At 70.0% G+C, this 22,887-nt stretch carries 20 protein-coding genes; 12 read left to right on the top strand and 8 right to left on the bottom strand.

Translation table 11 applies throughout. From position 1 onward, the window contains the following. Positions 1-115 precede the first annotated feature (115 nt). Positions 116-964 (top strand): hypothetical protein, encoded by an 849-nt coding sequence (locus FVE89_RS05440; protein ID WP_059407748.1) that lies wholly within the window; start codon positions 116-118, stop codon positions 962-964. A gap of 113 nt (positions 965-1,077) precedes the next feature. On the opposite strand, the gene FVE89_RS05435 is transcribed toward FVE89_RS05440, so the two are convergent. The 4 genes from FVE89_RS05435 to FVE89_RS05420 are packed head-to-tail and all read right to left on the bottom strand — an operon-like array spanning position 1,078 to position 4,544. Then, entirely contained in the window at positions 1,078-1,692 is a 615-nt protein-coding gene (locus FVE89_RS05435) for an SAM-dependent methyltransferase (protein WP_059407750.1), read from the bottom strand. Beyond that, positions 1,689-2,831 carry an acyl-CoA dehydrogenase family protein gene (locus tag FVE89_RS05430; protein ID WP_059407752.1) on the bottom strand — a complete coding sequence of 381 codons (1,143 nt, stop codon included), beginning with the start codon at positions 2,829-2,831 and terminating at the stop codon, positions 1,689-1,691. The genes FVE89_RS05435 and FVE89_RS05430 overlap by 4 nt, the downstream gene beginning before the upstream one ends. Before the next feature lie 14 nt (positions 2,832-2,845). Further along, positions 2,846-3,337 carry a DNA polymerase ligase N-terminal domain-containing protein gene (locus tag FVE89_RS05425; protein ID WP_070998505.1) on the bottom strand — a complete coding sequence of 164 codons (492 nt, stop codon included), beginning with the start codon at positions 3,335-3,337 and terminating at the stop codon, positions 2,846-2,848. 10 nt (positions 3,338-3,347) lie between these two features. Next, positions 3,348-4,544, bottom strand: a complete 1,197-nt coding sequence (locus tag FVE89_RS05420; RefSeq protein ID WP_059407756.1) for a glycosyltransferase — start codon at positions 4,542-4,544, stop codon at positions 3,348-3,350. A gap of 120 nt (positions 4,545-4,664) precedes the next feature. On the opposite strand from FVE89_RS05420, the gene FVE89_RS05415 reads away from it, so the two are divergent. From FVE89_RS05415 to FVE89_RS05390, 6 genes are all read left to right on the top strand, one after another. Then, positions 4,665-5,873, top strand: coding sequence for an MFS transporter (locus FVE89_RS05415; RefSeq protein WP_059407757.1), 1,209 nt, complete (start codon positions 4,665-4,667; stop codon positions 5,871-5,873). A gap of 60 nt (positions 5,874-5,933) precedes the next feature. Continuing rightward, positions 5,934-7,094 carry an MFS transporter gene (locus FVE89_RS05410; RefSeq protein ID WP_059407760.1) on the top strand — a complete coding sequence of 387 codons (1,161 nt, stop codon included), beginning with the start codon at positions 5,934-5,936 and terminating at the stop codon, positions 7,092-7,094. A 62-nt stretch (positions 7,095-7,156) separates the two neighbouring features. Further along, complete coding sequence (locus tag FVE89_RS05405) at positions 7,157-8,071, top strand: manganese catalase family protein (protein ID WP_059407763.1); 915 nt, start codon at positions 7,157-7,159, stop codon at positions 8,069-8,071. Between the two features lie 182 nt (positions 8,072-8,253). Then, the gene (locus FVE89_RS05400) at positions 8,254-9,258 is read left to right on the top strand and encodes an HWE histidine kinase domain-containing protein (RefSeq protein ID WP_059407765.1); all 1,005 of its coding nucleotides are present in this window, start codon (positions 8,254-8,256) and stop codon (positions 9,256-9,258) included. Between the two features lie 117 nt (positions 9,259-9,375). After that, positions 9,376-10,119: a Crp/Fnr family transcriptional regulator gene (locus tag FVE89_RS05395; RefSeq protein WP_059407767.1), complete on the top strand. Its 744-nt coding sequence runs from the start codon at positions 9,376-9,378 to the stop codon at positions 10,117-10,119. A 132-nt stretch (positions 10,120-10,251) separates the two neighbouring features. Beyond that, positions 10,252-10,503 carry a hypothetical protein gene (locus FVE89_RS05390; protein ID WP_059408268.1) on the top strand — a complete coding sequence of 84 codons (252 nt, stop codon included), beginning with the start codon at positions 10,252-10,254 and terminating at the stop codon, positions 10,501-10,503. A gap of 66 nt (positions 10,504-10,569) precedes the next feature. On the opposite strand, the gene FVE89_RS05385 is transcribed toward FVE89_RS05390, so the two are convergent. From FVE89_RS05385 to FVE89_RS05370, 4 genes are all read right to left on the bottom strand, one after another. Beyond that, positions 10,570-12,102: a sensor domain-containing diguanylate cyclase gene (locus FVE89_RS05385; RefSeq protein ID WP_059407769.1), complete on the bottom strand. Its 1,533-nt coding sequence runs from the start codon at positions 12,100-12,102 to the stop codon at positions 10,570-10,572. Between the two features lie 213 nt (positions 12,103-12,315). Beyond that, positions 12,316-14,538 carry a CHASE3 domain-containing protein gene (locus tag FVE89_RS05380; protein WP_059407770.1) on the bottom strand — a complete coding sequence of 741 codons (2,223 nt, stop codon included), beginning with the start codon at positions 14,536-14,538 and terminating at the stop codon, positions 12,316-12,318. Between the two features lie 235 nt (positions 14,539-14,773). Then, entirely contained in the window at positions 14,774-16,828 is a 2,055-nt protein-coding gene (locus FVE89_RS05375) for a PAS domain-containing hybrid sensor histidine kinase/response regulator (protein ID WP_059407772.1), read from the bottom strand. Continuing rightward, on the bottom strand, positions 16,825-18,342 hold the full coding sequence (locus FVE89_RS05370) for an ATPase domain-containing protein (protein WP_059408269.1): 1,518 nt from the start codon (positions 18,340-18,342) through the stop codon (positions 16,825-16,827). Before FVE89_RS05370 ends, FVE89_RS05375 begins: the two co-directional genes overlap by 4 nt. A 218-nt stretch (positions 18,343-18,560) precedes the next feature. Between FVE89_RS05370 and FVE89_RS30450 the strand changes: the two genes are divergently transcribed. The 5 genes from FVE89_RS30450 to FVE89_RS05350 all read left to right on the top strand — a co-directional run bounded on the left by FVE89_RS30450 (position 18,561) and on the right by FVE89_RS05350 (position 22,448). Continuing rightward, positions 18,561-18,698: a hypothetical protein gene (locus FVE89_RS30450; protein WP_185156782.1), complete on the top strand. Its 138-nt coding sequence runs from the start codon at positions 18,561-18,563 to the stop codon at positions 18,696-18,698. A 103-nt stretch (positions 18,699-18,801) separates the two neighbouring features. Beyond that, complete coding sequence (locus FVE89_RS05365; RefSeq protein WP_059407774.1) at positions 18,802-19,314, top strand: DUF892 family protein; 513 nt, start codon at positions 18,802-18,804, stop codon at positions 19,312-19,314. A 57-nt stretch (positions 19,315-19,371) separates the two neighbouring features. Then, positions 19,372-19,722: a DUF3140 domain-containing protein gene (locus tag FVE89_RS05360; protein ID WP_059407776.1), complete on the top strand. Its 351-nt coding sequence runs from the start codon at positions 19,372-19,374 to the stop codon at positions 19,720-19,722. A gap of 3 nt (positions 19,723-19,725) precedes the next feature. Beyond that, positions 19,726-19,917 carry a hypothetical protein gene (locus FVE89_RS05355; protein WP_059407778.1) on the top strand — a complete coding sequence of 64 codons (192 nt, stop codon included), beginning with the start codon at positions 19,726-19,728 and terminating at the stop codon, positions 19,915-19,917. Between the two features lie 143 nt (positions 19,918-20,060). Continuing rightward, complete coding sequence (locus FVE89_RS05350) at positions 20,061-22,448, top strand: EAL domain-containing protein (protein WP_059407779.1); 2,388 nt, start codon at positions 20,061-20,063, stop codon at positions 22,446-22,448. The last annotated feature ends 439 nt before the right edge of the window (positions 22,449-22,887 follow it).

Here is a 22,887-nt window from a genome sequence, read left to right as displayed (position 1 = left end):
ATGGTTAGGGTTCTCTGGGCGGGTGTCCGTTGGCCGATGCAGGCATAGGTCATCCATGGCCGGCGGGCGCGAGGCCAGCTACGTCGGCGTTCCGCCCGGACGCTAGGTGCCGATCATGTTCGACATGACGAAAGTGGTCGCTAACGCCCTGGGCGAACACCTCGCGCTCACGTACCAGCGCACCTTCGGCAGCCGAGAGCCGCGGTACGCCGAGATCATCGAGGCCTCCGCGCGGCTCATGATCGAGCGCATCGTCGGCAGCGACGCCCTCTACCACGACGGCGACCACACGACCCTCGTCACCCTCGTCGCCCAGGACATCCTGCGCGGCCGCTTCCTCCAGCGGGGCGTCACGCCCGAGGACTGGCTGCACATGATCGTGGCCGCCCTCTACCATGACATCGGATACGTGCGCGGCGTCTGCTCGGGCGACCGGGCGGACGCCTTCGTCATCGACGCCCAGGGCACGACCGTGAGCCTGCCGCGCGGCGCCTCGGACGCGGCGCTGGCGCCCCACCACATCGAGCGCTCGAAGCTGGTGGTGAAGGAACGCTTCGGCACGCACGACCTCGTCGATGCGGGACGGGTGATACGCGCCATCGAGCTGACCCGCTTCCCGGTCCCGCAGGACGACGAGCACCGAGAGACCGGCACGGAGGCAGGCCTGATGCGGGCCGCCGACCTGATCGGGCAGTTGGGCGACCCGCTCTACCCGCGCAAGCTGAACGCGCTCTTCCACGAGTTCGCCGAGGTCGGGCTCGACCGCCAACTGGGTTACGACAGCCCGGCCGACCTGGCTGAGCGCTACCCGGTCTTTTTCTGGGCGAAGGTCGAGCCGGTAATCGGCGATGCGACCCGCTTCCTGGACCTGACGGTCGAGGGGCGTGGATGGATGGCCAACCTCTACGCCCACGTGTTCGCGATGGAGCACGACCGCCGTCGAATGGGTCCGCATCCCGGCTGAAAGCAAGGAGGCCTGCCGTAGACTGCAATGCGCGCTTGTCTGGCAGCGGTCAGACCACACTCCGTCGCGGCGCGAACGTGTAACAAATACCGGGTAACGCTATGCGGCGCCCACTACCCCGACGGTCCATCTCCCTCAGGTTTCGTGCCGTGGACTAGCACGTCGAGCCGGTACTCGTCCGTCCTGTTCTGCCCGAAGACGCGCAGGAAGGCCCGTGTCTCTTCGATGAAGCGATCCGCCGCCTCGTCGCCAGTCAGCGGATAGTGGGTCTCCCCGGTCCAGTGAACCAGCACCACGTCCCCGCCCGGCCGGAGGCAGCCATGGACGCGCTTGGCCAAGCGCGCCACGTCGCCTGCGTCGAGGTAGTACACGACCTCCGAAAGCAGGATCAGGTCGAACGCGCCCTCCGGCCATTGGCCGGGCACCTGCGTGAGCTCGAATCGTACGTGCGACAGGTCCCTGCACCGTTCGCGGGCCCGCGCCAGAGCGCGTTCGGCCAGGTCAAGGCTGACGAGGGCATCGCAGCGTCGGGCGAGGGCCTCGGTCAGCACGCCGATGGAGCAGCCGACCTCCAGGGCAGAGGAGTAACGGTCCCGCGGCAGGGCATCGAGGGTCGCCGCGTACTTGGCTCGCTCGTAGTCGCTGGTCTCGAACTGCCAAGGATCCGGATCTGCGGCGTAGCGTTCGTCGAAGTAGCTCGACGGCAGGGAATGGGCGTGCCGGCTCATCGCGTTGACCTCAATTCGAACAGGTCGCCGGCGATGCCCCCGGCCCCGAGGATCTCGGCCGCCGCGGTGGCGAGCGCCCGGTCCGGTGCGGGCTGGCGCAGGTAGGTGGCGAGGTCGCGGGACAGCCGCTCCAGGGGATGCTCGCGCATGAAGCCCTGAAGGCCGACCGACCGCTGGGCGAGCTGCAGCACGTCGAGGCCGGCCTTCTCCACCGCCAGTCTCGCGAGGTTGACGAAGGCGACGATGCGGTCAGGCGCGAATTCGTCCTCGGCGACAAGACAGGCGGCACGCTCGACCCATCCCCGTGCGCCCTCCAGTGCGATGGCGCCTTCGCCGAGGCGGGCGAGCTGGTGCGGGTCGCCGCCGCGGCCGGTCGCGGCGAGATGCCCACGCCACGCGTCGAACACCGCCTCGATGCCGCCGAGCTGCACCGCCGCGAACCGCCACGCGCCGCCCGAGAAGACCGGCTGGCGATGGTAGTCGTCCCAACCGCCCAGGATCTCCTCCTCGGTGACGACTATATCCTCGAAGTCCACGGTGCCGGTCGCGGAGGCGCGCATGCCGTGCGCGCGCCAGCCAGTGAGGTCGGCGCGGCTGCCGGGCTCCAGCGGCACGACCAGCATCAAAGGCGAGGCGCCCGGCTCGTGCTTGACCGTCACCAGGGCGCGGGTGACGAAGCCGGCGCCCGACGCGAAGGTCTTCACGCCGCGGAGCCGGCGATCGTCCCCGAGCTTCAGGCAGTCGCCGGGCGGGTCGGTGTTCCAGACCCCGAACAGATGTCCGTCCCGCACATCCGCGAACAGGCGCGCGCGCTGCGTGGGCGTACCATACCGGGCGACGAGCTGGAGCGCGTTGACGTGCCCCTCGTAGATTCGGCCGAGCGCGAGGCTGCCGTACCCCACGAGCCGCAGCACCGTCGCGAACTCGGCCATGTCCGGTTCCTCGCCTAGGCCGAGGCCACCTTCATCGGAGGGAATGGGCGCGGTGAGCAGGCCGAGGCGAGCGAGGTCGGCGACGTCCTCAGCCGGGAAGCCGTCGTCGCGGTCCTGCCCGTCCGCGCGTGCCGCGGCCGCCGTCGCCACCTGCCTAGCGGCCGCGACCGCGTCGTAGGCCAGGTTAATCGGGATCCTCAGGTCCATCCGCCTTCCTCCCGTCAGGCCGCCGCGGCGGCGATCTCCTCGACCGTGCGTCCGGTCACGACCGAACGCGGTCGCTCCACCAGAATGTCCGGGTCGTCAGGTCCGCGGGCGGCCGCGTCGCGCGACTTGACCAGCAGCCAGGAAACATGCCGCTCGCGGGGCCGAGGTTTCATCCGCGTGAGACGCCAGCGGCCGGTCAACTTCTCGCCGTGCAGCGCGAAGGCGAGGGATCCGGACGCGAGTGCCGTCTCGGGATCGCCGTCCGGTGCCCAGGTGCCTTGGTCCCACAGCAGCACGACGCCGGCACCATAGTTGCCCGGCGCGATCACCCCCTCGTAATCGGCGTAGTCCAGGCCATGGTCCTCGACCTGGACGGCCAGGCGGCGCTCGCCCGCGACGAGGCTCGGGCCGCGCGTGACCGCCCAGCTCTTCAGGACGCCGCCGAGCTCCAGCCGGAAGTCGTAGTGCAGCCGGCGGGCGGCGTGCTTCTGCACGCGGTAGATCAAGGCACCGCCCTCAGGCATCGCCGGTCCGCTCGAAGGACGTCACGCCCAGGTCGCCCGCGGCGGTCCTTGCCCCCGTTGATCGGACCGAATGGCCGAGGCGTCGAGCGCCGCGCAGCAGGCAGGAGACCGCGTTCGCGAGGCGCGTGTGCCTCGCGAGTTCCCGCGGGCGAAGCGGGCGATAACCGAGCCGAGGGCTCGCGGCCTCGACCGCGGCGAGGATGGCGCCGAGCGTGGGCAAGCCGGCGATGATCCGCGCATCTTCGGCGCGGATGCCGAGCCACGGCGCCCAGAACGGGGTGCGGGCCAGCCGCCCGGTCGCTTGGAGCCGCCGGAGCCGTCGACGCCAGGCATACCGGAACACGGCCCGGGGCAGCGGCTCCAGGCGCGGGTCGCAGGGGCTCTCCGGCACCTCGCAGCGGAGCTTCATCGTGTCCGCCGCGCCGCCGGGCGCCCGGCCGTCGAGGCGGCCCGAGGTGACGACGAGGATGTCCGGGTCGTGACGCACCCGCGCGTCGCTCGACAGGAGCGAAGACACGAAGGCCTTGTCCTCGCCGACCGCCAGCGGCGGCATGCCCCCGACCTGTCGGTAGGTTTCGAGCCGGACCGCGAGCGTCGCCCCGGAGGTGGTCCAGTGCCGCGGCCAGGGATCGTGCGGCAGCGGGTCGATGAGGGCCTCGATCTCGATCAGCCGCGTCTCGTAGCCGCCTTCGAGGCGACCTCGCGCGTGCAGGGCGGCGGGCAGGCGCGCCGCGTCGGCCTCGTCGAGGGCGATCCGGCCGGCCACCGCATCGACCCCAGCCGCGACCGCGGCGAGGTTGCGGGCGACCCAGTCAGTCGGCACCCGGCTGTCCGCGTCCGTGGTGAGGATCAGGCCGTCGAAGGGCTCGCCCTCGTCCAACCAGTCGGCCGCTGCCTCCATCGCCTCACGCCGGGCCCATCCGGCGTTCGCTTCCGCATACTCGCGCTCGATCATACGGACGGGAATGCGCAGCGAAGGCAGCAGGCCTGCGACCACGTGTGCCGTCTCGTCGGTGCAGTTGTTGAGGAACAGCACCACGCCCAGCGCGCTTGCCCCGATGCCTCGCTGGGCGGCCAGCGCCTCCAGGCACGCGGCGATCCGCTCGGCCTCGTTCCGGACCGGGATGGCGACCACGCACCTGAGCGCGGGCGTCGGGTCCTGGCTCCCGAAAGCGTTCCCAGTCTCCATGTCACGACGGTCTCCGGCGGCCGCGTCAGGCTTGCTGGCGACCCGCAAAGCTAACCTGGGACAGGCGACTCCTTTCCTGGGGTTCAGTGCGACCAATACGACCGCGGTCCAGGGCAGCAGATGCAACCAGTCACGAGCCTTCTCGCCCTCAACTTCGCCCTGGCCGGTGCGCGCGAAGGCTTCGGGCCCTTCCTGGGCGTTTACCTGCAGCAGCGCGGCTTCGACCCGGCCGCGACCGGCTTCGCCATGGGCCTTGCCGGGCTCGCCGGCCTATTGGCGACGACGCCGGTCGGCGCGCTGATCGACCGTACGACGTACAAGCGTGCCGCCCTGGCCATGGCGGTGCTGGGCATCGCCGCGGGGGCGGTCGCCCTGGTCGCGACGGACAGCCTCTGGCTCATCGGTCTGTCGCAGTTGGTCATCGGTGTCGCCGACACCAGCATCGCGCCCTTGGTCGCGGCCGTGACGCTTGGCATCGTCGGGCAACAAGCCTACGGTCATCAGGTCTCCCGCAACGAGGCGTTCAACCACGCCGGCAACGCCGCCAACGCCGCCCTCTCCGGCGTGCTCGGCTACGCGCTCGGGCTCGGCTACGTGTCCATCGCCATCGTGGTCATGGCGGTCGCCTCGTGCGGCGTCCTGCTCGGCATCGACAAGGGCTGCATCGACCACGGCACGGCGCGCGGCGGCGAACAGGACGAGCGCTCGACGCTGCGCGTCCTGTTCGGGACTAAGCCGCTCCTGCTCCTGGCGGCCGCCGTGTTCGCCTACCAGACCGCGAACGGCGCCATGCTGCCGTTCCTCGCGCAGGCGCGCACAGCCTCGGGCGCCGACCCGAGCCTGACCACCGGCGTGATGACCGTCGTGTCCCAGGCCACGATGGTCGGCGCGGCGCTGCTGGCCGCGCGGGCTGCGCAGGGGCGTGGGCACGCCGGCGTGCTCTCCCTCGCCCTCGGGCTGGTCGTGGTCCGCGGCCTGCTAGCCGCGTTCGCGACATCCTGGTGGCTGGTCATCCCAGTCCAGGTCCTCGAAGGCCTGGCGATGGGGCTGGGCGGCGTCGCCATCCCGGCGCTCGTGGCCGAGATCATGGACGGCACCGGCCACGCCAATGCCGGGCTCGGCGGCGTCATGACCGCCTACGGCGCGGGCGCGACGGTAAGCCCGTTGCTGGCCGGCGTCGTCGCCCAATACCTCGGCTTCGCGGCATCGTTCGTCGTCCTGGCCGCCGTCGCCGCCGCCGGCTTGGCGGTGTGGATGGTCGGTCGCCGCGCGCTGGGCATGCACGGTCCGGCAGGTCAGACTGGCCGGGCGTCCGCCGAGCCGGCGTGACGGCTGGGATCTGGCGGCATGGATGCGCGGACCGGAGCGACGAGGTCGTGGGCGCGCGTTATGACGGGCTCCTTCCCGGCCTTCGTGCTGCTGCAGGGCTCGCTCTACGCTGCCTACGGCACCGAGTCCCCGTTCCTGCCGAGCTTCCTCGGCGAGCGCGGCCTGACCTCCGGTGAGATCGGCGTCGCGCTCGCGGCGGGTACGCTGATGCGCCTCGCCGCGGGCCCAGTGGCCGGGTACCTCGCCGACCGCTACGACGCCATGCGGGCCGTGCTCGGCGTCGCGGCCGCCGCCTCAGGGCTGATCGCCTTCGCCTACCTCGTCGGGTACGGCTTCTGGCCGCTGTTGGGAGTGAGCGTGCTGCACGCCAGCGCCATCGCCGCCCTGGCGCCGCTCGCCGACGCGCTCGCGCTCGGCGCCGCGGAGCGGGAGGGCACCTTCTCGTACGGCTGGGTCCGGGGCGCGGGCTCGGCGGCCTTCGTGCTCGGGACCCTGGTCTCGGGCCTGCTCGTCGCCCGGGCCGGCTTGGCGAGCATCATCGTGTCAAGCGGCCTCCTGTTCCTCGTCATGGCCGTCGCGACGGCTCGCGTCCCACCCGCCCCGGCGCGGGTCGGGCTGCCGAGCCTCGGCCTCGGCGGCCTCGGCGAGCTCTTGGCCCTCAAGCCGTTCCGGCGGATGCTCGTGGTGGCGGCGCTCGTGATCGGCAGCCACGCCCTGAACGACGGCTTCGCGGTGATCCGCTGGCGCGAGGCCGGGATCGGCCCGAGCGCGATCAGCCTGCTCTGGTCCGAGGCGGTCACGTCCGAGGTCCTCGTCTTCGTGCTTGCCGGCCCCTGGCTGCTGGCGCGCCTTGGGACGGCCCGGGTCGCGATGCTGGCCGCCGGCCTCGGCGTGGTGCGCTGGGCGGCCATGGCCTCGACGGCCGCGGTGCCGGTGCTCGCGGCCATCCAGCCGCTGCACGGGTTCACCTTCGCGCTTCTGCACCTCGCCGCCATGCAACTTATCGCCAGGGTCGTGCCGGAGCGCCTCTCGGCCAGCGCGCAGACGCTCTACGGCACGTTGGGCCTGGGCGTAGCCTCGGCGGTCCTAACCGCGGCGGGCGGCCTCCTCTACGGCGCGTTCGGCGCCGGAGCGTTCTGGGGCATGGCCGCGCTGTGCGCGCTGGCGCTGCCGCTCGCGGCGGGATTGGATGGCGCGATCCCTGGGCACCCGGAGGCCTGACGAACGCGATCCGGGCGCTAGCTGTCCGGGTGCGCATCCCTGCGCGGCCGGAGACCCGTGCCATGTTCATGAAGATCGACAAGCTCCTGACGGAGTTGCCGGAGCCCAAGAAGCCCGAGCCGAACGCCGCCGCCGCCCTGCAGGAGCTGCTCGGCGGCAAGTACGGCGAGATGTCGACGCTCGGAAACTACATGTTCCAGAGCTTCAACTTTCGCAACAAGGAGAAGCTGCGCCCCTTCTACAGCCTGGTGTCGAGCATCTTCGCCGAGGAGATCGGTCACGTCGAGCTCGTCTCGACCGGCATCGCGATGCTGAACAACGGTCCGGGCAACCCCAAGAAGGACGTCGACATCTCCAAGGCGCCGTTCGCCGAGATGCAGGACATCCGGCTCGCCGGCAGCTTCCTATCGAACGGCGGCGGCGCCATGCCGATGAACTCGAACGCCGCGTCCTGGAACATGGACATGGTCACGACCACCGGGAACCTGATCATCGACCTATTGCACAACTTCCACCTGGAATGCGGCGCGCGCATCCACAAGCTGCGGGTCTACGAAACCATGACCGAACCGACCGGTCGCGAGGTCTGCGGCTACCTGCTGGTGCGCGGCTCGCTGCACGCCCACGCCTACGCCCTGGCGCTGAAGAAGCTCACCGGCGTGGCCATCGAGCAGATGCTGCCGACCCCCAACATCGACCTTTCGCGCATCCCCGAGTGTCAGAAGTACCTCGATGAGGGCAAGCACCGGCGCCTCTACACCTTCAGTGAGTCGGACTACAAGGAAGCGGCCGGCGTCTGGTCGAACGACGAGGTGGCGCTACCCGGCGACCCGCCCGGCAACCTCGAAGTCGTTGACGGCGCGCCCGAGGGCGGCAAGATCCCGGAGCTCGACGGCAACTACGGGGCGTTCGCGCCGGACTACGCGCCGGAGGAGATCTTCGAGATCGCCAGCAAGCTCTACAAGAAGGGCCGCTGAGGTCATCCCGCTCGGTGCCGGCGTGAACCTGGTCGGCACCCGGCCGAAGTTTTCCCCGTGACACAAACGCCGCGAGGGCACCTTAGGGCGCCATCCACGGTTGTGCCTCCGTTGAGGTTCCCGGAGGCACAGCCGTCCTGGACGCAGGTTCGCCGTGCCAACACGGCGTCCAGGGGGGTCGGGTGTCGCGTCGAGATGAAAACGGACCGGACCAAGTCGACCTGCGGCTTCTCAAGGCTGCGGTCGAGGCGGCCGGCGAGGCCATCCTCATCACCTCTGCCGACCTCGACGAGCCTGGCCCGAGCATCCTCTATGCCAATCCCGCCTTCACCCGCCTCAGCGGATACGCCACGCACGAGGTTACCGGACGCAGTCCGCGCTTCCTGCAGGGGTCGGGGACCGACCGCGCCACGCTCGACCGGACGCGCGCCGCGCTGTCGGCCGGAGAAGCCTTCCAGGGCGAAACGCTCAATTACCGCAAGGATGGATCAGCATACTGGGTCGAGTGGCTGATCACGCCGGTCAAGAACGCCGACGGCCACATCACCCACTGGGTCTCGGCCCAGCGCGACGTCACCGAGCGCCGCGCCTACGAGGACCGGCAGGCGCTGATGGTGCGTGAGCTCCACCATCGGGTGAAGAACACGCTGGCCACGGTCCAGGCCGTCCTGAACGCGACCGTGCGCTCGTCACTCACGATGCCGGAGTTCACCCGCGCCTTCACCGGTCGGATTGTCTCGCTCGCAAGGACGCACGCGCTGATCACCGAGGACCAGGGGCAGGTTGCATCGTTCGAAGGGCTGCTCCGGGCCGAGCTCGACCCCTACAACGAGAACGGCCGCATAATGCTGCGTGGACCGCGGGTGCGGCTCCCCTCCGAACTAGCCGTGCCGGTCAGCATGGCCTTGCACGAGCTAACCACGAACGCGCTTCGCCACGGGGCGCTGGCGCACCCGGACGGCCGGGTCTCGGTGACGTGGACCGTCGAGGAAGGCGAGACGCGGCCGTGTCTGTCCTGGACCTGGGACGAGCACGACGGTCCTCCTCCCACGCTGCCAACCCGCGAGGGATTCGGCTCGCGCCTCCTCAACAAGATCTTGGTCGCGCAGACGGCGGCTCAGGTCGATGTGGCTTTCGATGCCGATGGCTTGCGGGTCAACGTCCGCGTCCCGCTCGAACACGTCTAGCGGTCCTGCGCGAACTCGACTGTGATGGGCGTTCGACGAAAAACGATTTGTTCTCCATCGCTGCTAATCCATGCTAATTTTCGACCACGACGGGTTTTCGTCGGTGGAGCGACTCCGATGTTTACCGCGTCCGAGCACCCGCTGTCGCCACTGCTGAAAAAGCTCGGAAGCCTCACCCGCCTCTCCGACCGAGACGAGCAAGCCATCCTGCACCTGCCGGCGTCGCCGCGGGTGTTCGCGGCAGGCCAGGACCTTGTGGGCGAGGGTGACCGACCCACCCGATGCTGGCTGATCGTCGAGGGCTGGGTGCAGCGCTACAAGGTACTTGACGAAGGCAAGCGCCAGATCTCCGCGTTCCACGTGGCCGGCGACATGCCGGACCTTCAGGGCCTGCACCTCTCGGTCATGGACCACAACTTGGGCGCGCTCACCAGGGTCACGGCCCTCTCCGTGCCGCACGAGGCGCTGCGCGAGCTCCTGCTGCGCATCCCCGAACTCAACGCCCCGTTCTGGCGCGACACCCTGGTGGACGCCGCCATCTTCCGCGAGTGGGTGGCCAACGTCGGGCGCCGACCGGCCTATCAGCGGCTCGCGCACCTGTTCTGCGAGCTGTACTTGAAACAGGTCGCGGTCGGCTTGGCCCGGGACGGCCGCTGCCCGATGCCGGTCACGCAAGTCGACCTCGCCGATGCGACCGGCCTGACCAGCGTCCACGTGAACCGCACGTTGCGCGAGCTTAGGCGCGATGGGTTGATCGAGCTCAGGGGCAAGCGGCTGGAGATCCCGGACTGGCCGCGGCTCGTGGCGGCGGCCAGCTTCAATCCCGCCTACCTGCATCTCGCCAGCCGCCCGACGGCCTGAATCACGGACGCAATCCAAGTTGTTGTGTCGTCTGGTGAGGCGGGGCAGCATTGGGCATCGCTCACCGGATGACCGGGCGTGGGCGGCTGAGAGACGCGCCGTGCTCCCGCCTGGATGAGCGCGGAGCGTTCGGTGCCTCGATACTATTTCGATACCTGCGACGGCGATGACGCGATTTCGGACGACGAAGGCATCGACTTGCCGGACGCGGAGTCCGCACGCCGCGCCGCGATAGGCGTCCTCCCCGACATGGCGCGCGACAAGCTCCCGGACGGTGACCGGCGCATCTTCGCGGTCAGCGTGCGCGACGCGGACGGATCGGTCGTCTACTCCGCCACGCTCGCCCTGACCGGCGAATGGCAGGTCCAGAGCGCGGGTTCGTAGGCCGGATCGGCCGGAACGCCGGATGGGCGCAACCATCCACCGCACGGATGCGAGCTTGGCGGACGCTCACGCCTCGACGACGCGGAGCGCTCGTCCGTTCGCCTGCTCACGAAGCCTGGCCGGCGCGCATCGCGTCCGGTTCCGCCCGTTCGCCTTGGCCTCGTACAGCGCCGCGTCGGCCCGGCCGTAGAGGTCGTGCACTTGGTGGATGCCCGAGGCCAAGCCGATGCTGACCGTCACGGTACCCGGCTCGATGCCGGCCGAGCCGACCGCCAGCCCGGACACCTGGGCGTGCACCTCATCGGCGACCCGCAGGGCGCCGGCCTCGTCGGTGCCGGGTAGGATCAGCGCGAACTCCTCGCCGCCGACCCGGCAGGCGAGATCACCGGGTCGGTGCACGCTCGCGGACAGGCAGGCGGCGAGACCCTTGAGCACCTCGTCGCCGACCGCGTGGCCGTAGCGGTCGTTGAAACGCTTGAAGTGGTCGGCATCGACGACGAGCAGCGACAACGGATTGCCGGTGCGACGTGCGTCCGCGCCGGCATCTGCCAGGGCAGCCTCGAACCGGCGCCGGTTCGCCAACCCGGTCAGGGGATCGGTCCGAGAGAGCCGGGCCATCTCGGCATGCATCTCCGCGCGTCGCCGGAGCTCCCGCCCGAACAACAGCGACAGGGCGACAGTCAGGCCGCATAGGACCAGCACGACCGTGGCGATGACGAGCGCCTTCGCCCGCCATTCCGCCTCGATCTCGCGCGTCGACCGGGCGACGTTGAGGACGAGCGGCAGGTCGCCGACCTCGGTGAAGGCGTAGTGCCGCTCGATGCCGTCGCGGACCGACGTGCCGACGAACGTGCCGCCGCGCTCCCGCACGAACCGCTCGAAGTTCGGGGTGCCGGCGAGGTTCGTGCCGATGTCCGCGTCGGCGTAGGGATGGCGCACGATGCGCGTGCCGTCGCGCAGGTAGAGATTGATCGCGCCGTCGCGCCCGAGGCCGATTTGGTCGAAGAGGCGTGCGAAGTAGGACAGCTTCAGGCTGCCCAGAACCACCCCGCCGAACGAGCCGTCCGGCTTGTCGATGCGGCGGCTCAGCACGACAATGGGCGCGCCGAGCAGGCGCGAAACGACCGGCTTGCTGATGAGGAGCCCGAGATGGGCATGGGCTTTGTGAGCCTGGAAGTAGTCGCGGTCGGCGTTGTTGACCTTCCGGGCCGGCAGCGAGGAGGCGTCGAGGATGCTATCGCCGTTCTCGTCGAGAACCAGCATGACGCCGAGGTCCTTGGCGCTGGCGGCGCGGTCGAACAGGATCATCTGGCGCGCCCGCGGGCTCGCCGCCGCGGTCTCAGGGGCGCGCAGGTTATCGACCACCGCTTGCAGGGACAGGTCGATGATCTCGACGTTGCGGGCGATGTCGCGCTCGATCACCTGGAGCAGGTTCTGGGATGTCTGCTCGGCATTCCGCCAAGCGTCACGGCGCAGATCGAGCAGCATCAGGCCGGACACGACCAGCATGCCAGCGGGCGCAAGCACGCCGAGCACCCCCAACACAACCCAGGTGCGGCCAGACCGGAGGACATGCGACAGGCTGCGCAGCAGGATCATCAGCCCGCTCCCTCCATTAGTTCTATCCTTGAGGGACTTCTACCGCTTTCAAACCTTAGGAATGGCTCCCGGACGCGTCGTCACTGGGCATTGAACATGGTCGTGGCTAACGCCCGGTTGAGAGCATGGCCTAAGATCCGATGGGCTGGGCGTAGGCGCACCCGAGGCGAGGCCGATGTCACCCGGGAACCCTGTCGGTCTCCGGGTGAGGTCTCAAGAGTCCCGCTTCGGTCGAAGGGCGACGATGTTTCCCGTCTCGACAGAGTGATTGGCCCCAATCACCTCGGCGACCTTGAGGGCGAGCTGCTCGCGCTTGAACGGCTTGCCGATCAGGTGAACGCCATCGTCGAGCCGGCCGTGATGGACGATGGAATTCTCGGTGTAGCCGGACATGAAGAGCACCCTCACCTCCGGCCGGACCGCCTGGACGCGTTCCGACAATTCACGGCCCCTGACCTTCCCGGGCAGCACCACGTCGGTCAGCAGCAGGTCGACGGCCGCGGCGTTCGCCCCGAAGACGCGCAGGGCCTCCTCGCCGTCGGCAGCGTCCAGCACGCGGTAGCCGAGGTCGGCGAGGATCGCACAGGCGATCTCGCGCACCGCCGCCTCGTCCTCGACCACCAGGATGGTGGCCGAGCCGCGAGGAAGCTCGACCGGCGCCGCAGTCCGTCCACCGACCGCGGCGAGCTGGCCGATTGCCCGGGGCAGGTAGATCTTCACCGTCGTGCCATGACCAGGCTCCGAGTAGATCTTCACATGGCCGCCGGACTGCTTGACGAAGCCGAACACCATCGCGAGGCCGAGCCCGGTGCCCTTGCCGTCGGGCTTGGTCGTGAAGAACGGCTCGAATACCCGGGCGGCGACCTCCGGCGTCATGCCGTGGCCGGTGTCGGACACCGCCACCATGGCGTAGTCGCCCGGAACCACCTCGGCGTGGTGGCGGGCGTATTCGCGGTCCAGAACCTTGTTGCCGAGCTCGATGGTGAGGCGTCCGCCGCCCGGCATGGCGTCGCGTGCGTTCAGCGCAAGGTTGAGCACCGCGCTCTCAAGCTGCGCCGGATCGGCCATGGCCGGCCACAGCCCGGCGCTCTCGACGTAACGCACCTCGATGTGCTCGCCGAGCGTCCGCCGGAGCAGCGGCACGAGGTCCGGCATCGTCGCGGCGAGATCGATGGCGGCCGGTGCCAGGGGCTGCTTGCGCGCGAAGGCGAGAAGCTGGCCCGTGAGCGTCGCGCCGCGCTGGGCGGCCCATGCGGCGCGCTCGATGCGGGTCTGCAGCTTGGCGTCGCCGTCGAGCTTCGCCCGGACGAACTCCAGGTTCCCGAGGATGACCTGCAGGAGGTTGTTGAAGTCGTGCGCGATGCCGCCGGTGAGTTGCCCGATGGCCTGCATCTTCTGCGCCTCGCGCAGCACCCCCTCGGCCTGGGCGCGTTTGGTCATGTCGGAGATGGTCAGGACGAACCCACCATCCGGCATCGGCGTGCGGCGCAGCTCCAGGTGATGGCCGTCGGCGCGGGAGCGCTCGTACACGACCGCCTCGCGCGGGCCGGTGCCGCCATGGCTGACCTGGTCCCAGGTCTCCAGCACCGGCCGCCCTGTCTCCGCCGTGTGCTCGGCGAGGGCGGCGTACGACGTGCCCGGCCGGATCATGGCCCTGCGCAGGTCGAGCAGCACCTGGAAGCATTCGTTCCAGTTCGTCAGTGCCCGGTCCGGACCGAACACCGCGACGCCCTGGCTGAGGCTGTCCAGTGTCGTGCTCAAGCGCAATGCCAGGGTGCGCTGCTCGGCCTCGGTCCGGTAGGACCGCGACCAGGCCTGGTTGAGGAGGCGGGCCGCCCAGAGCAGCGCCAGGACGGCGAGGAGCGAGCCACCCAGGGTCGTCCAGCGCACCCAGGCGGCGCGGGCGTCGTTCTCGCCCAGGCGTCGGGCGAGCAGCGCCTCCTCATCGGCCAGCATGGCCGCGAGCGAGGTCTCGGCCTCCTTCATGTAACCGCGGCCGACGTCCGTGTTGACTAGGCGCCCGGCGGCCTCGACGCCGACGTCGCGGCGCAGCTGCACCGTTTGCGCGAGCTCCTCCAGCTTGTGCTGGATCACCGGGGCAAGGGCGCGCAGGCGCTCCTGCTGGGCGGGGTTGTCGGCGGTGAGCTTCTGGAGCTCGCCCTGGAGCACCCCGAGGCGGTCACGGGCGGAGTCGTAAGGGGCGAGGTAGTCGTCCTTGCCGGTGATGACGTAGCCGCGCTGCCCGGTCTCGGCATCACGCAACGCGATTGCGAGATCCTTCATCGTTCCCAGAACGCGGTAGCTGTGCTGAGACCATTCCCGGGCCTCGCGCGAGGCGTTGAGGCGCTCCCAGGTCACAATCCCGACCAGGGCGAGGATGGCGAGCAGCACCCCGAAGACGAGGAGGTTCGCGCGCGCGACGATGCGCTTCGACATGGATCTGGGTCCGCCGCCCGCGCCGTAGCCCGGGGTGGGCCGCGCCGCCGCGGAGCTTGCTCGAACGCCAAGGACTTGGAGTCGCGTGCGCGCTTGCAGGTACTGTCTAGCACGATGGCCGACGATTGCGTGCGTTTTGCGGAAGCGTCGCCGTTGCGACCGGACTAGATCCTCGTCTCCCCCGTTCCCGCCGGGATGACGTTTCGCAACTATGGGACCAGGGAGTCCAGGGGCCTCAGGCGCTCTCGCCACCTAGCACGAGCCGCAACGACCGGGCGAGCTCGTCGCGGCGGTAGGGCTTGTTCAGCACCGGTAATACGCCGCGCCCGATCACCTGCCCCTCGTCGAGGTTCGCCACGTAGCCCGAAGTGAGCAGGACCTTGATGCCGGGCCGCAGGCTCTGCGCCTCGACGGCCAGTTGCGAGCCGTTCATGCCCCCCGGCATCACCACGTCGGAGAACAGGATGTCGATGCGCTCAACGCCCCGGAGATGCTCCAGGGCCTCGGCGGCGTTGCGGGCGACGATGACCCGGTAGCGCAGCTCCTCCAGGCTTTCCACAGCCATGCCGAGCACCTGCTCGTCGTCCTCAACAAGCAAAACCGTCTCGCCCTCGCCGGCGCGGCGCAGGGGGATCGAACTCGCCGCACCGACAGCGGCCTCCTCGTCAGCCGGGTCGGTCGAGCGCGGGAAGTACAGGCTGACCGTCGTGCCCTGGCCGACCTCCGACTCGATCTGCGCGAACCCCCCAGCGCTGCGGGTGAAGCCGTAGACCTGGCTCAAGCCGAGCCCGGTCCCCCTGCCGACCTCCTTCGTGGTGAAGAACGGCTCGAACACCCGCTGGAGCTTATCCGGCGGGATTCCGGTGCCGGTATCCGACACAGAGATGACGACGTAGGCCCCGGGCGCCACCCCCCTATCGGCGACTGCGGCGGTCCCGAGGTGGACGTTGCGGCTCGTCACGGCGATGCGCGCATGGCGATCCTGGCCTTCCATCGCGTCCCGTGCGTTCACGACGAGGTTCAGCACCGCTGCCTCGAACTGCGCCGGGTCGATCCGGATCGGGTCGAGCGCAGGGTCGAGATCGAAGGTGAGCTCCACCGTCCCCGTCGCCGCCCGCTCGGCCAAGGGCCGGAAGTCCAGGAGCAGGCGGTTCGGGTTGAGCGTCTGCGGCCGCAGCATCTGCCGGCGGGAGAAGGCGAGGAGCTGCTGGGTCAGTTGCTCGCCGCGCCGGGCCGCGCCCATCGCCGCCTCGGCCAGGCGCTTGACGCGGTCGAGCTGCTCGGGCCGGCGCAGGATCATGTCGAGGCCGCCGACGATGACGGTGAGCAGGTTGTTGAAGTCGTGCGCCACGCCGCCGGTCAACTGTCCGATGGCTTCCATCTTCTGGGCTTGGCGCAGAGCCTCCTCGGTGATGCGCTGGTCGGTGCGGTCCATCAGGATGCCGGCGATGCGCAGCGCCGCACCGGCTTCGTCGCGCTTGACCTGCCCGCGCATGGCAACCCAGCGGACGGTCCCATCCGCGCGCCGGACGCGGCATTCCAGGTCGAGCCTGCCCGTCTCGGCGACCGCGGCGAAGGCCGCCTCGACGGCATCGCGGTCCTCGTCGACGACGTGGGCGAGGAAGCTGTCCCGGTCCCAGCCGGGTGCGCCCGCTTCGTAGCCGAAGATGGCGTCGAAGCGGGGCGAGCGGCGGGACGTGCCCGTGACGTAGTCCACGTCCCAGGACGCCATGCCGGCGGCATCGAGGGCGAAGGCCAGCGTCTCTCGCGCGGTTTCCACTTCCTGCGTCCGCTCGACGACGCGCCGCTCCAAGTCCTCATTGGCGTCCCGGAGCTGCTCCTGCGCGCGCTCGCGCTCCAGCAGGTGCTCGCGAGCCTGGTACTGGCGACGCCGGGCCCTCAGGGCCGAGGCCGCCGCGCTGGCCAGCGTCTCGGCGTTCACCGGGCGCTCCAGCAGGATCACGTTGCCGAGCCTTCCGAGCAGGTTCGCCGCGCGCTCGGGCCGGCGACCCACCTGGCGGGTGGCGAGGACGATGAAGGGGAAGTCCGACCAGGGCGGCTGCGCGTCGAGCCAGGCGAACAGGTCGTCCGGCCGTCCGTCGGCGAGCGCCTCCTCCGTGACCAGCGCGGCACCCGCGCCGGCCTGGAGGCAGGCGAGCCAACCCACCATGTCCGGGCAGGCCTCGGCGCGCGTGCCCGCCCGGTCCAGCACCTGCCCCACGACCTGGGCGTCGCGCCCGCGGGGCGACAGGATCAGGACGCGTTCCTCGTCCGCGACGGGGACGCTCACGCCTTGCCGCCTTCGGACGCGCCTGACAGCATCGCGACCCGCCCGTGATAGGCCGGCAAGCCCGTGAGCACGCCCTCGAAGTCGTCGAGCGCCTCGCCGACCTGCAACCCACCCTGGGACAGTTTCAGCTCGCGGATGGTGCGCTCGTGCGCGTTCACCCGGCTCTTCACCACTGATAGGGCGGTGCGGACCTGGCCCTTCGCCTCGAAGAACCGGAACAGCAGGATGCAGTCGCTGAGATAGCTCAGGTCGACGTCGCTGCGCACGTCGCCGACGATGCCGTGCTGGCCCAGTACCAGGAGCGTGGTGACGCCTTGCTGGTTCAGGTAACTCAGGAGCTCGTGCATCTGCAGGATGAGGTACTCCTCGCCCGGCATGGCATGCAGGTAGGCGTTCAGGCTGTCGACTCCCACGAAGGTCGAGCCACGCTCCTCCACCGCAGCCCGGACCTTCGAGGCGAACTCCCCTGGAGAGAGCTCGGCGGGATCGACCTGCGTGACGGTCAGCCGCCCGGCCGCGATGTGCGGGGCCAGATCCATACCGAGCGTCGCGGCCCGGACCAGCATGGTCGCGAGCCCCTCGTCGAACAGGTAGTAGGTCGCCGTCTCGCCGCGCTCCAGGGCCGCCAGCATGCAACGGATCGCGGTCGTCGTCTTGCCGACGCCGGAGGGTCCGAGCAGCAGCGTGTTGGTGCCCGGCACGAGCCCTCCGCCCAGCAGCAGGTCGAGCTCGGCCGAACCGGTCGACGTGCCCCGGGGATCGAAGCTGGCGTGGTGCTCGGCCGCGATCAGGCGCGGGAACGCCTGGATGCCGCCGGTCTCCAGCACGAAGTCGTGGTAACCGCCGCGGAACTTGATGCCGCGCATCTTGACGATGCGGAGCCGCCGCCGCTCGGCGCCGTACTCGCGCGGTGCCTGGTCCAGCGACACCACCCCGTGAGCGATGCTGTGGAGTTGCACGTCCCCCGTCTCGGAGGTCTTGTCGTCGAGCATCAGCACGGTGCAGGCGCGCTTGGCGAAGAAGCGCTTGAGGGCCAGGATCTGGCGCCTGTACCGCAGCGGGTTCTGGGCCAGCAGGCGGAGTTCCGAGAGGCTGTCGAACACGACCCGGTCGGGCTTCGTCCGGTCGACCAGCGCGATGACCTCCTTCACCGTCTCCCCCAGTTCGATATCGGAGGGGTGCAGGATCGACTGCTCGCTGTCGGGGTCCAGGCCCATCTCGTCGACCAGCTCGAACACCTCGATGCCGTCGAGCGTCCAACCATGGGTCGCCGCGGAGGCGCGGAGCTCGTCCGCGGTCTCCGACAGGGTGATGTAAAGGGTGCGTTCGCCCCGGGCAACGCCCTCACGCAGGAACTGCAGCGCGAGCGTCGTCTTGCCCGTCCCCGGCGTGCCCTCCAGCAGGTAGAGCCGGCTCGGCGTCAGACCGCCGCCGAGGACGTCGTCGAGGCCCGGCACGCCGGTCGAGATCCTGATCTCTCCACCAGGCGGCGGGCTGGTCGATGTGTCGCTCATCATGTCGGTCGGGCTCCGTGGCGACGGGCGGATCCCGGCGGGCTGACACCGTAGCGCTCGGCCAAGCCCTTGTCAGCGCTCGCTGCGCCGCATGGTGGGGATCCCCTGGAACGTAACGCGTGGCGGGTTGCGTCACCCGTTACGCGGCCCGCGCGAAGTCGTCCTTCGGAACGGGGCAGACACTCCGGGCATTGGGAACCATCCCGGAGGAGGCGACGATGACCGAGAAGAAGGGCCGCGGCAGCGACACGGCCAAGAAGGCGAACGCGAAGGCGAGCCACGAGGGCAAGTCGAACCCGCGCACATCCTCGTCGGCCCAGGCCGAGCTCGGCAAGAAGGGCGGCAAGTCGAAGTAGGCCACCTCGCCAGAGGGCCCATCCGCCGCAGGCCGCCCTAGGAACGGCGGTACCCATCCCACGTTGGCCGGCGAACCCGACACCAACGAGGAGCTACGACGGCATGGCCAACATGGACATCGGTACGATCTACGCAGGCGCGCTTCGCAATACGCGCGCCCTGGAGAAGCAGGGCCTGGAGCAGATGGAGCGCCAGCTTTCCGGCCTGGAACGCTACCCCGACTACGCCGCCGTCCTGCGCCGCCATGTCGAGACCACGAAGGGGCAGATCGACCGCCTCGACAAGGCGCTGGCAGCCGTCGGCGAGAGCGCCTCGACCCTCAAGGAGACGGTGACCAGCGTTGCCGGCTCCATCGGTGCCGCGGTGCACGCCACCGCCCAGGACGAGACCCTGAAGAACCTCTACGCGGGCTACGCCTACCAGTATGACCAGGTCGCGGCCTACCGCTCGCTCGCCGTCATCGCCGAACGCGCCGGCAAGTCCGACCAGGCTTCAGCATTCCGGGCATCCGCCGAGGAGGAGGTCAAGGCGGCGGAGGAGATCGCCGCCCTGATCGAGCGGGTGACCCAGACCTACCTCGACCTGACACTCGGCGGCTCCAAGGCCGATAGCTGACCTCGACCCTAAGGCGGCCCCGAGCGGGGTCGCCCAACACCCGAGCGGAGGCGAAAAATGGCCGGGACGGACGACCACGAGACGACCTACAAGGCGTTCAAGGAGGTCGTGAACATGACGGCTGCGGCCCTGGAGAAGCACCTCAAGAGCAAGGACAGCCAGTCGGTCGGGCAGAGGAAGGACGGCGGCGAGGCGACGGGCCATGTGGAGGGGCGGCGCATCGTCGAGATGCTTCACAAGAACAAGTCCGAGTTGTCGGAAGACGATTACGGGCACATGCGCAAGGTCGTCGGCTACGTGCACCGCCACCTCAAGCAGGGCGGCCCGAAGGACAAGGACGCGGTGAAGGACTCGCCCTGGCGGCTGTCGCTGATGAACTGGGGCCACGACCCGCTGAAGGAAGCCTGAGGCATGGACGACCCGACGCCGGTGGCCGTCACCGTCGAGGCCTGCGGCGAGAGCCACGGTCAGTATCGTTGGCACCTGACCGACGCGGACGGCGTGTCCATCCGCGTCTCCCCGGAAGCTTATGCTTCCGCCGAGGATGCCTCCGACGCCGGGCGAACGGCCCTGGAAGCGTTCGGGTCGGTTGCCCAGGCTTGAACGACAGGAACGAAGTTGCGACGGCGCGCCGCAGCAAAGCTTCAGGGCCTTGCGTGTGGATCCATATACCGGTCGCGCGCCATTAAATCGATCTACACCGACATGGCCCAACATGGGGATTCGAACGTCCCCGGGGCCGCCTCATGCTCACCGTCGTCGGATGCCTTGTCGAGGCCCATGATTTCCGCCTCGTCGCGCTCGCGGCGGCCATCTGCGCGCTCTCGGCCCTGACAACGGTTTGCCTAATCAGCCACGCGAGCCGGGCGAGGGCTTGGGCGCAGGCCGGCTGGCTCGCCGTGGCGGCAACCGCCGGCGGCTCCGGCATCTGGGCGACCCATTTCATCGCCATGCTGGCCTTCGCACCGGGCGTGCCGAGCGGCTACGACGTCGCGCTCACCGGCATTTCCCTCGTCATCGCCGTCGCGCTGGCTGGGTCCGGGCTCTCGCTCGCGGTGCTGGTGGGAGGGCGCACGGCCGCCTGGGCCGGGGGCGCCATCCTCGGCTTCGGCATCGCCGCGATGCACTACACCGGCATGGCCGCCTACGACGTCGCCGGGCACAAGACCTGGGACCCGGCCACCGTCGCCGTCTCGCTCGCGCTCGGCGGCATCCTGGGCGGCGCGGCGCTGGTGGCACAGGTAGGGGCCCGCGGCCTCGTCCGGCAATTGCCGGCGGCCCTGCTGCTGCTGCTGGCCATCTGCAGCCATCACTTCACCGCCATGGGCGCCGTCACCATAACGCCCGACCCGACGCTCGCCGTTTCCGAGGCGGCGGTCCCGAACGCATGGCTTGCCGTCGCGGTCGCGCTCGCGAGCTTCGCCATCCTGCTCCTGGCGGCCGCCGCCCTGACCCTCGACGTGCGCGACCGAGGTCACGCGCAAGTGGAGGCCGACCGCCTGCGCAGCCTCGCCAACGCAGCGGTCGAAGGGCTCGTCGTCTGCACCGGCGACACCATCGTCAGCGCGAACCGGGCCTTCGCTAAGCTCGTCGGCCTGCCGCAGGCCGCGCTCGCGGGCACGGCGCTGTCGGCGCACCTGCCCGGCGACACCGCCCGCCTCGCCCTGGCGAGCCATCCGGAGCGGCCGGTCGAGGCCGAGCTCCGGCTGGCCGACGGTGCCCTGGTGCCGGTCGAGATCATCATGCAATCGGTCGAGTATGGCGGGCGCCCGCACTTCGCCGTCGCCGTGCGCGACCTGCGGGCCCGCCGCCAGGCCGAGAGCCAGATCCAGTTCCTTGCCCACCACGACGCGCTCACGGGGCTGGCCAACCGCGCCAGCTTCGCCAAGCGCATCGACCAGGAGCTGCGCGCCGCGGACGCGAGCGGGCGCAAGCTCGCGGTGCTGTGCCTCGACCTCGACCGCTTCAAGGAGGTCAACGACTTGTTCGGCCACGCCGCCGGCGACGCCATGCTGGAGAGCGTCGCCCGCATCGTCTCAGCCGAGCTCGACGACACGCAGATGATGGCCCGCCTCGGCGGCGACGAGTTCGCCGTCCTGATGCCGTGCGCGGGGCCATCCGAGGCCGGCCGCCTCGCCGAGCGCATCCTGGAGGCGCTTCGCGCCGGCAGGACGGACGGTGGCGGGCCACAGATCGCGACCAGCATCGGCATCGCCCTCTATCCGGACGATGCACAGGAGCGGGCCGCTCTCCTGAGCTACGCCGACACCGCTCTCTACCGCGCCAAGTCGGAAGGGCGTGGCACCTACCGCTTCTTCGAGGCGAAGATGGGCGTCGAGGTGCGCGAGCGCCGCCTGCTGGAGCATGACCTGCGCCACGCCGTGGCTCGCGGGGAGATGCAGCTCGTCTACCAGCCCCAGACCGACGTCGGCACGGGCGAGGTCATCGGCTTCGAGGCGCTGCTGCGCTGGAAGCACCCCGAGCGCGGCTATGTCTCGCCAGCGGTGTTCATCCCCATCGCCGAGGAGAGCGACGCCATCCTGCAGATCGGCGAGTGGGTTCTGCGCGAGGCCTGCCGCGAGGCCGCGACCTGGCCGCAACCGCTCGCCGTCGCGGTCAACGTCTCGGCGGTGCAGATCCACAGCCCCCACCTCGTCGGCCTGGTACACGAGGTGTTGCTCAAGACCGGGCTTGCGCCATACCGGCTTGAGGTCGAAGTGACCGAGACGGCGCTGATCAGCGACCCGAACCGGGCGCTGCTGACCCTTCGGCAGTTGAAGGCGCTGGGCCTCCGCATCGCCATGGACGATTTCGGCACGGGCTACTCGTCCCTTTCGAACCTGCGCTCGTTCCCGTTCGACAAGATCAAGATCGACGGCTCGTTCGTGCGCTCGGTCGACAGCAACGAGCAGACGGCGGCCATCGTGCGCTCGGTCCTTGGCCTGGGCCGCGGCCTCGGGCTTCCGGTCCTAGCCGAGGGCGTCGAGACGGAGGCGGAGCTCGGCTTCCTTGTGGCCGAGCGATGCCACGAGGCACAGGGCTACCTGATGGGACGGCCGTCGCCCATCGGCGAGTTCGCCCAATACACGCATGGCACGATTCCGCTCATCGCCGACGCCCGAAAACGCGCCTGAGCATACCGGCGAGGGGCAAGCGTCAACCTCGCTCGCGTAAGGAGAGGGATCTCAGGGTCGGTTCGGGCAGCAGGCGGGCCTGGGGAAGCGGAAACACGACATCCCCCACGATCCCCCACGCGCGCCCCGCACCTGAGGAACGCCGCGTCGGACCCGGCCAGGGCCATGCCCTGCGGCAGCGCCGCGTCGGCGTCGGCCGGCATGACCCTGTCGCAGGCGGCGCCCGGCGCGAGCCGGCTCAGGATGTCGAGGTAGATCTCACCGGAGGAGCGGCCGACGCTCCCGGGCACGAGGGATCGAATCCTCGAACGGGATGGGTTCACGGGCGCAAGGTTCCCTCGGTGTCCGCATGGCAGGCCGATCCATCACCGCAGGTCGTCGGTCCCCACGGCAGAGCGGGCGGCCGCGATGACGCCCAACGTCTCGCGCCAGGCGCCGG

It is taken from the genome of Methylobacterium sp. 2A (genome assembly GCF_009806555.1).
In the GTDB taxonomy this organism is placed as follows: Bacteria; Pseudomonadota; Alphaproteobacteria; order Rhizobiales; family Beijerinckiaceae; genus Methylobacterium.
This window is presented reverse-complemented; position numbering and strand designations above follow the sequence as displayed.

What these genes read in the sequence shown, in the direction of transcription:
- FVE89_RS05440 (WP_059407748.1), top strand. Translation starts at nt 116, where the DNA reads ATGTTCGACATGACGAAAGTGGTCGCTAACGCCCTGGGCGAACACCTC.
- FVE89_RS05435 (WP_059407750.1), bottom strand. Translation starts at nt 1,692, where the DNA reads ATGAGCCGGCACGCCCATTCCCTGCCGTCGAGCTACTTCGACGAACGC.
- FVE89_RS05430 (WP_059407752.1), bottom strand. Translation starts at nt 2,831, where the DNA reads ATGGACCTGAGGATCCCGATTAACCTGGCCTACGACGCGGTCGCGGCC.
- FVE89_RS05420 (WP_059407756.1), bottom strand. Translation starts at nt 4,544, where the DNA reads ATGGAGACTGGGAACGCTTTCGGGAGCCAGGACCCGACGCCCGCGCTC.
- FVE89_RS05415 (WP_059407757.1), top strand. Translation starts at nt 4,665, where the DNA reads ATGCAACCAGTCACGAGCCTTCTCGCCCTCAACTTCGCCCTGGCCGGT.
- FVE89_RS05410 (WP_059407760.1), top strand. Translation starts at nt 5,934, where the DNA reads ATGACGGGCTCCTTCCCGGCCTTCGTGCTGCTGCAGGGCTCGCTCTAC.
- FVE89_RS05405 (WP_059407763.1), top strand. Translation starts at nt 7,157, where the DNA reads ATGTTCATGAAGATCGACAAGCTCCTGACGGAGTTGCCGGAGCCCAAG.
- FVE89_RS05395 (WP_059407767.1), top strand. Translation starts at nt 9,376, where the DNA reads ATGTTTACCGCGTCCGAGCACCCGCTGTCGCCACTGCTGAAAAAGCTC.
- FVE89_RS05385 (WP_059407769.1), bottom strand. Translation starts at nt 12,102, where the DNA reads ATGATCCTGCTGCGCAGCCTGTCGCATGTCCTCCGGTCTGGCCGCACC.
- FVE89_RS05380 (WP_059407770.1), bottom strand. Translation starts at nt 14,538, where the DNA reads ATGTCGAAGCGCATCGTCGCGCGCGCGAACCTCCTCGTCTTCGGGGTG.
- FVE89_RS05370 (WP_059408269.1), bottom strand. Translation starts at nt 18,342, where the DNA reads ATGAGCGACACATCGACCAGCCCGCCGCCTGGTGGAGAGATCAGGATC.
- FVE89_RS30450 (WP_185156782.1), top strand. Translation starts at nt 18,561, where the DNA reads ATGACCGAGAAGAAGGGCCGCGGCAGCGACACGGCCAAGAAGGCGAAC.
- FVE89_RS05365 (WP_059407774.1), top strand. Translation starts at nt 18,802, where the DNA reads ATGGCCAACATGGACATCGGTACGATCTACGCAGGCGCGCTTCGCAAT.
- FVE89_RS05360 (WP_059407776.1), top strand. Translation starts at nt 19,372, where the DNA reads ATGGCCGGGACGGACGACCACGAGACGACCTACAAGGCGTTCAAGGAG.
- FVE89_RS05355 (WP_059407778.1), top strand. Translation starts at nt 19,726, where the DNA reads ATGGACGACCCGACGCCGGTGGCCGTCACCGTCGAGGCCTGCGGCGAG.
- FVE89_RS05350 (WP_059407779.1), top strand. Translation starts at nt 20,061, where the DNA reads ATGCTCACCGTCGTCGGATGCCTTGTCGAGGCCCATGATTTCCGCCTC.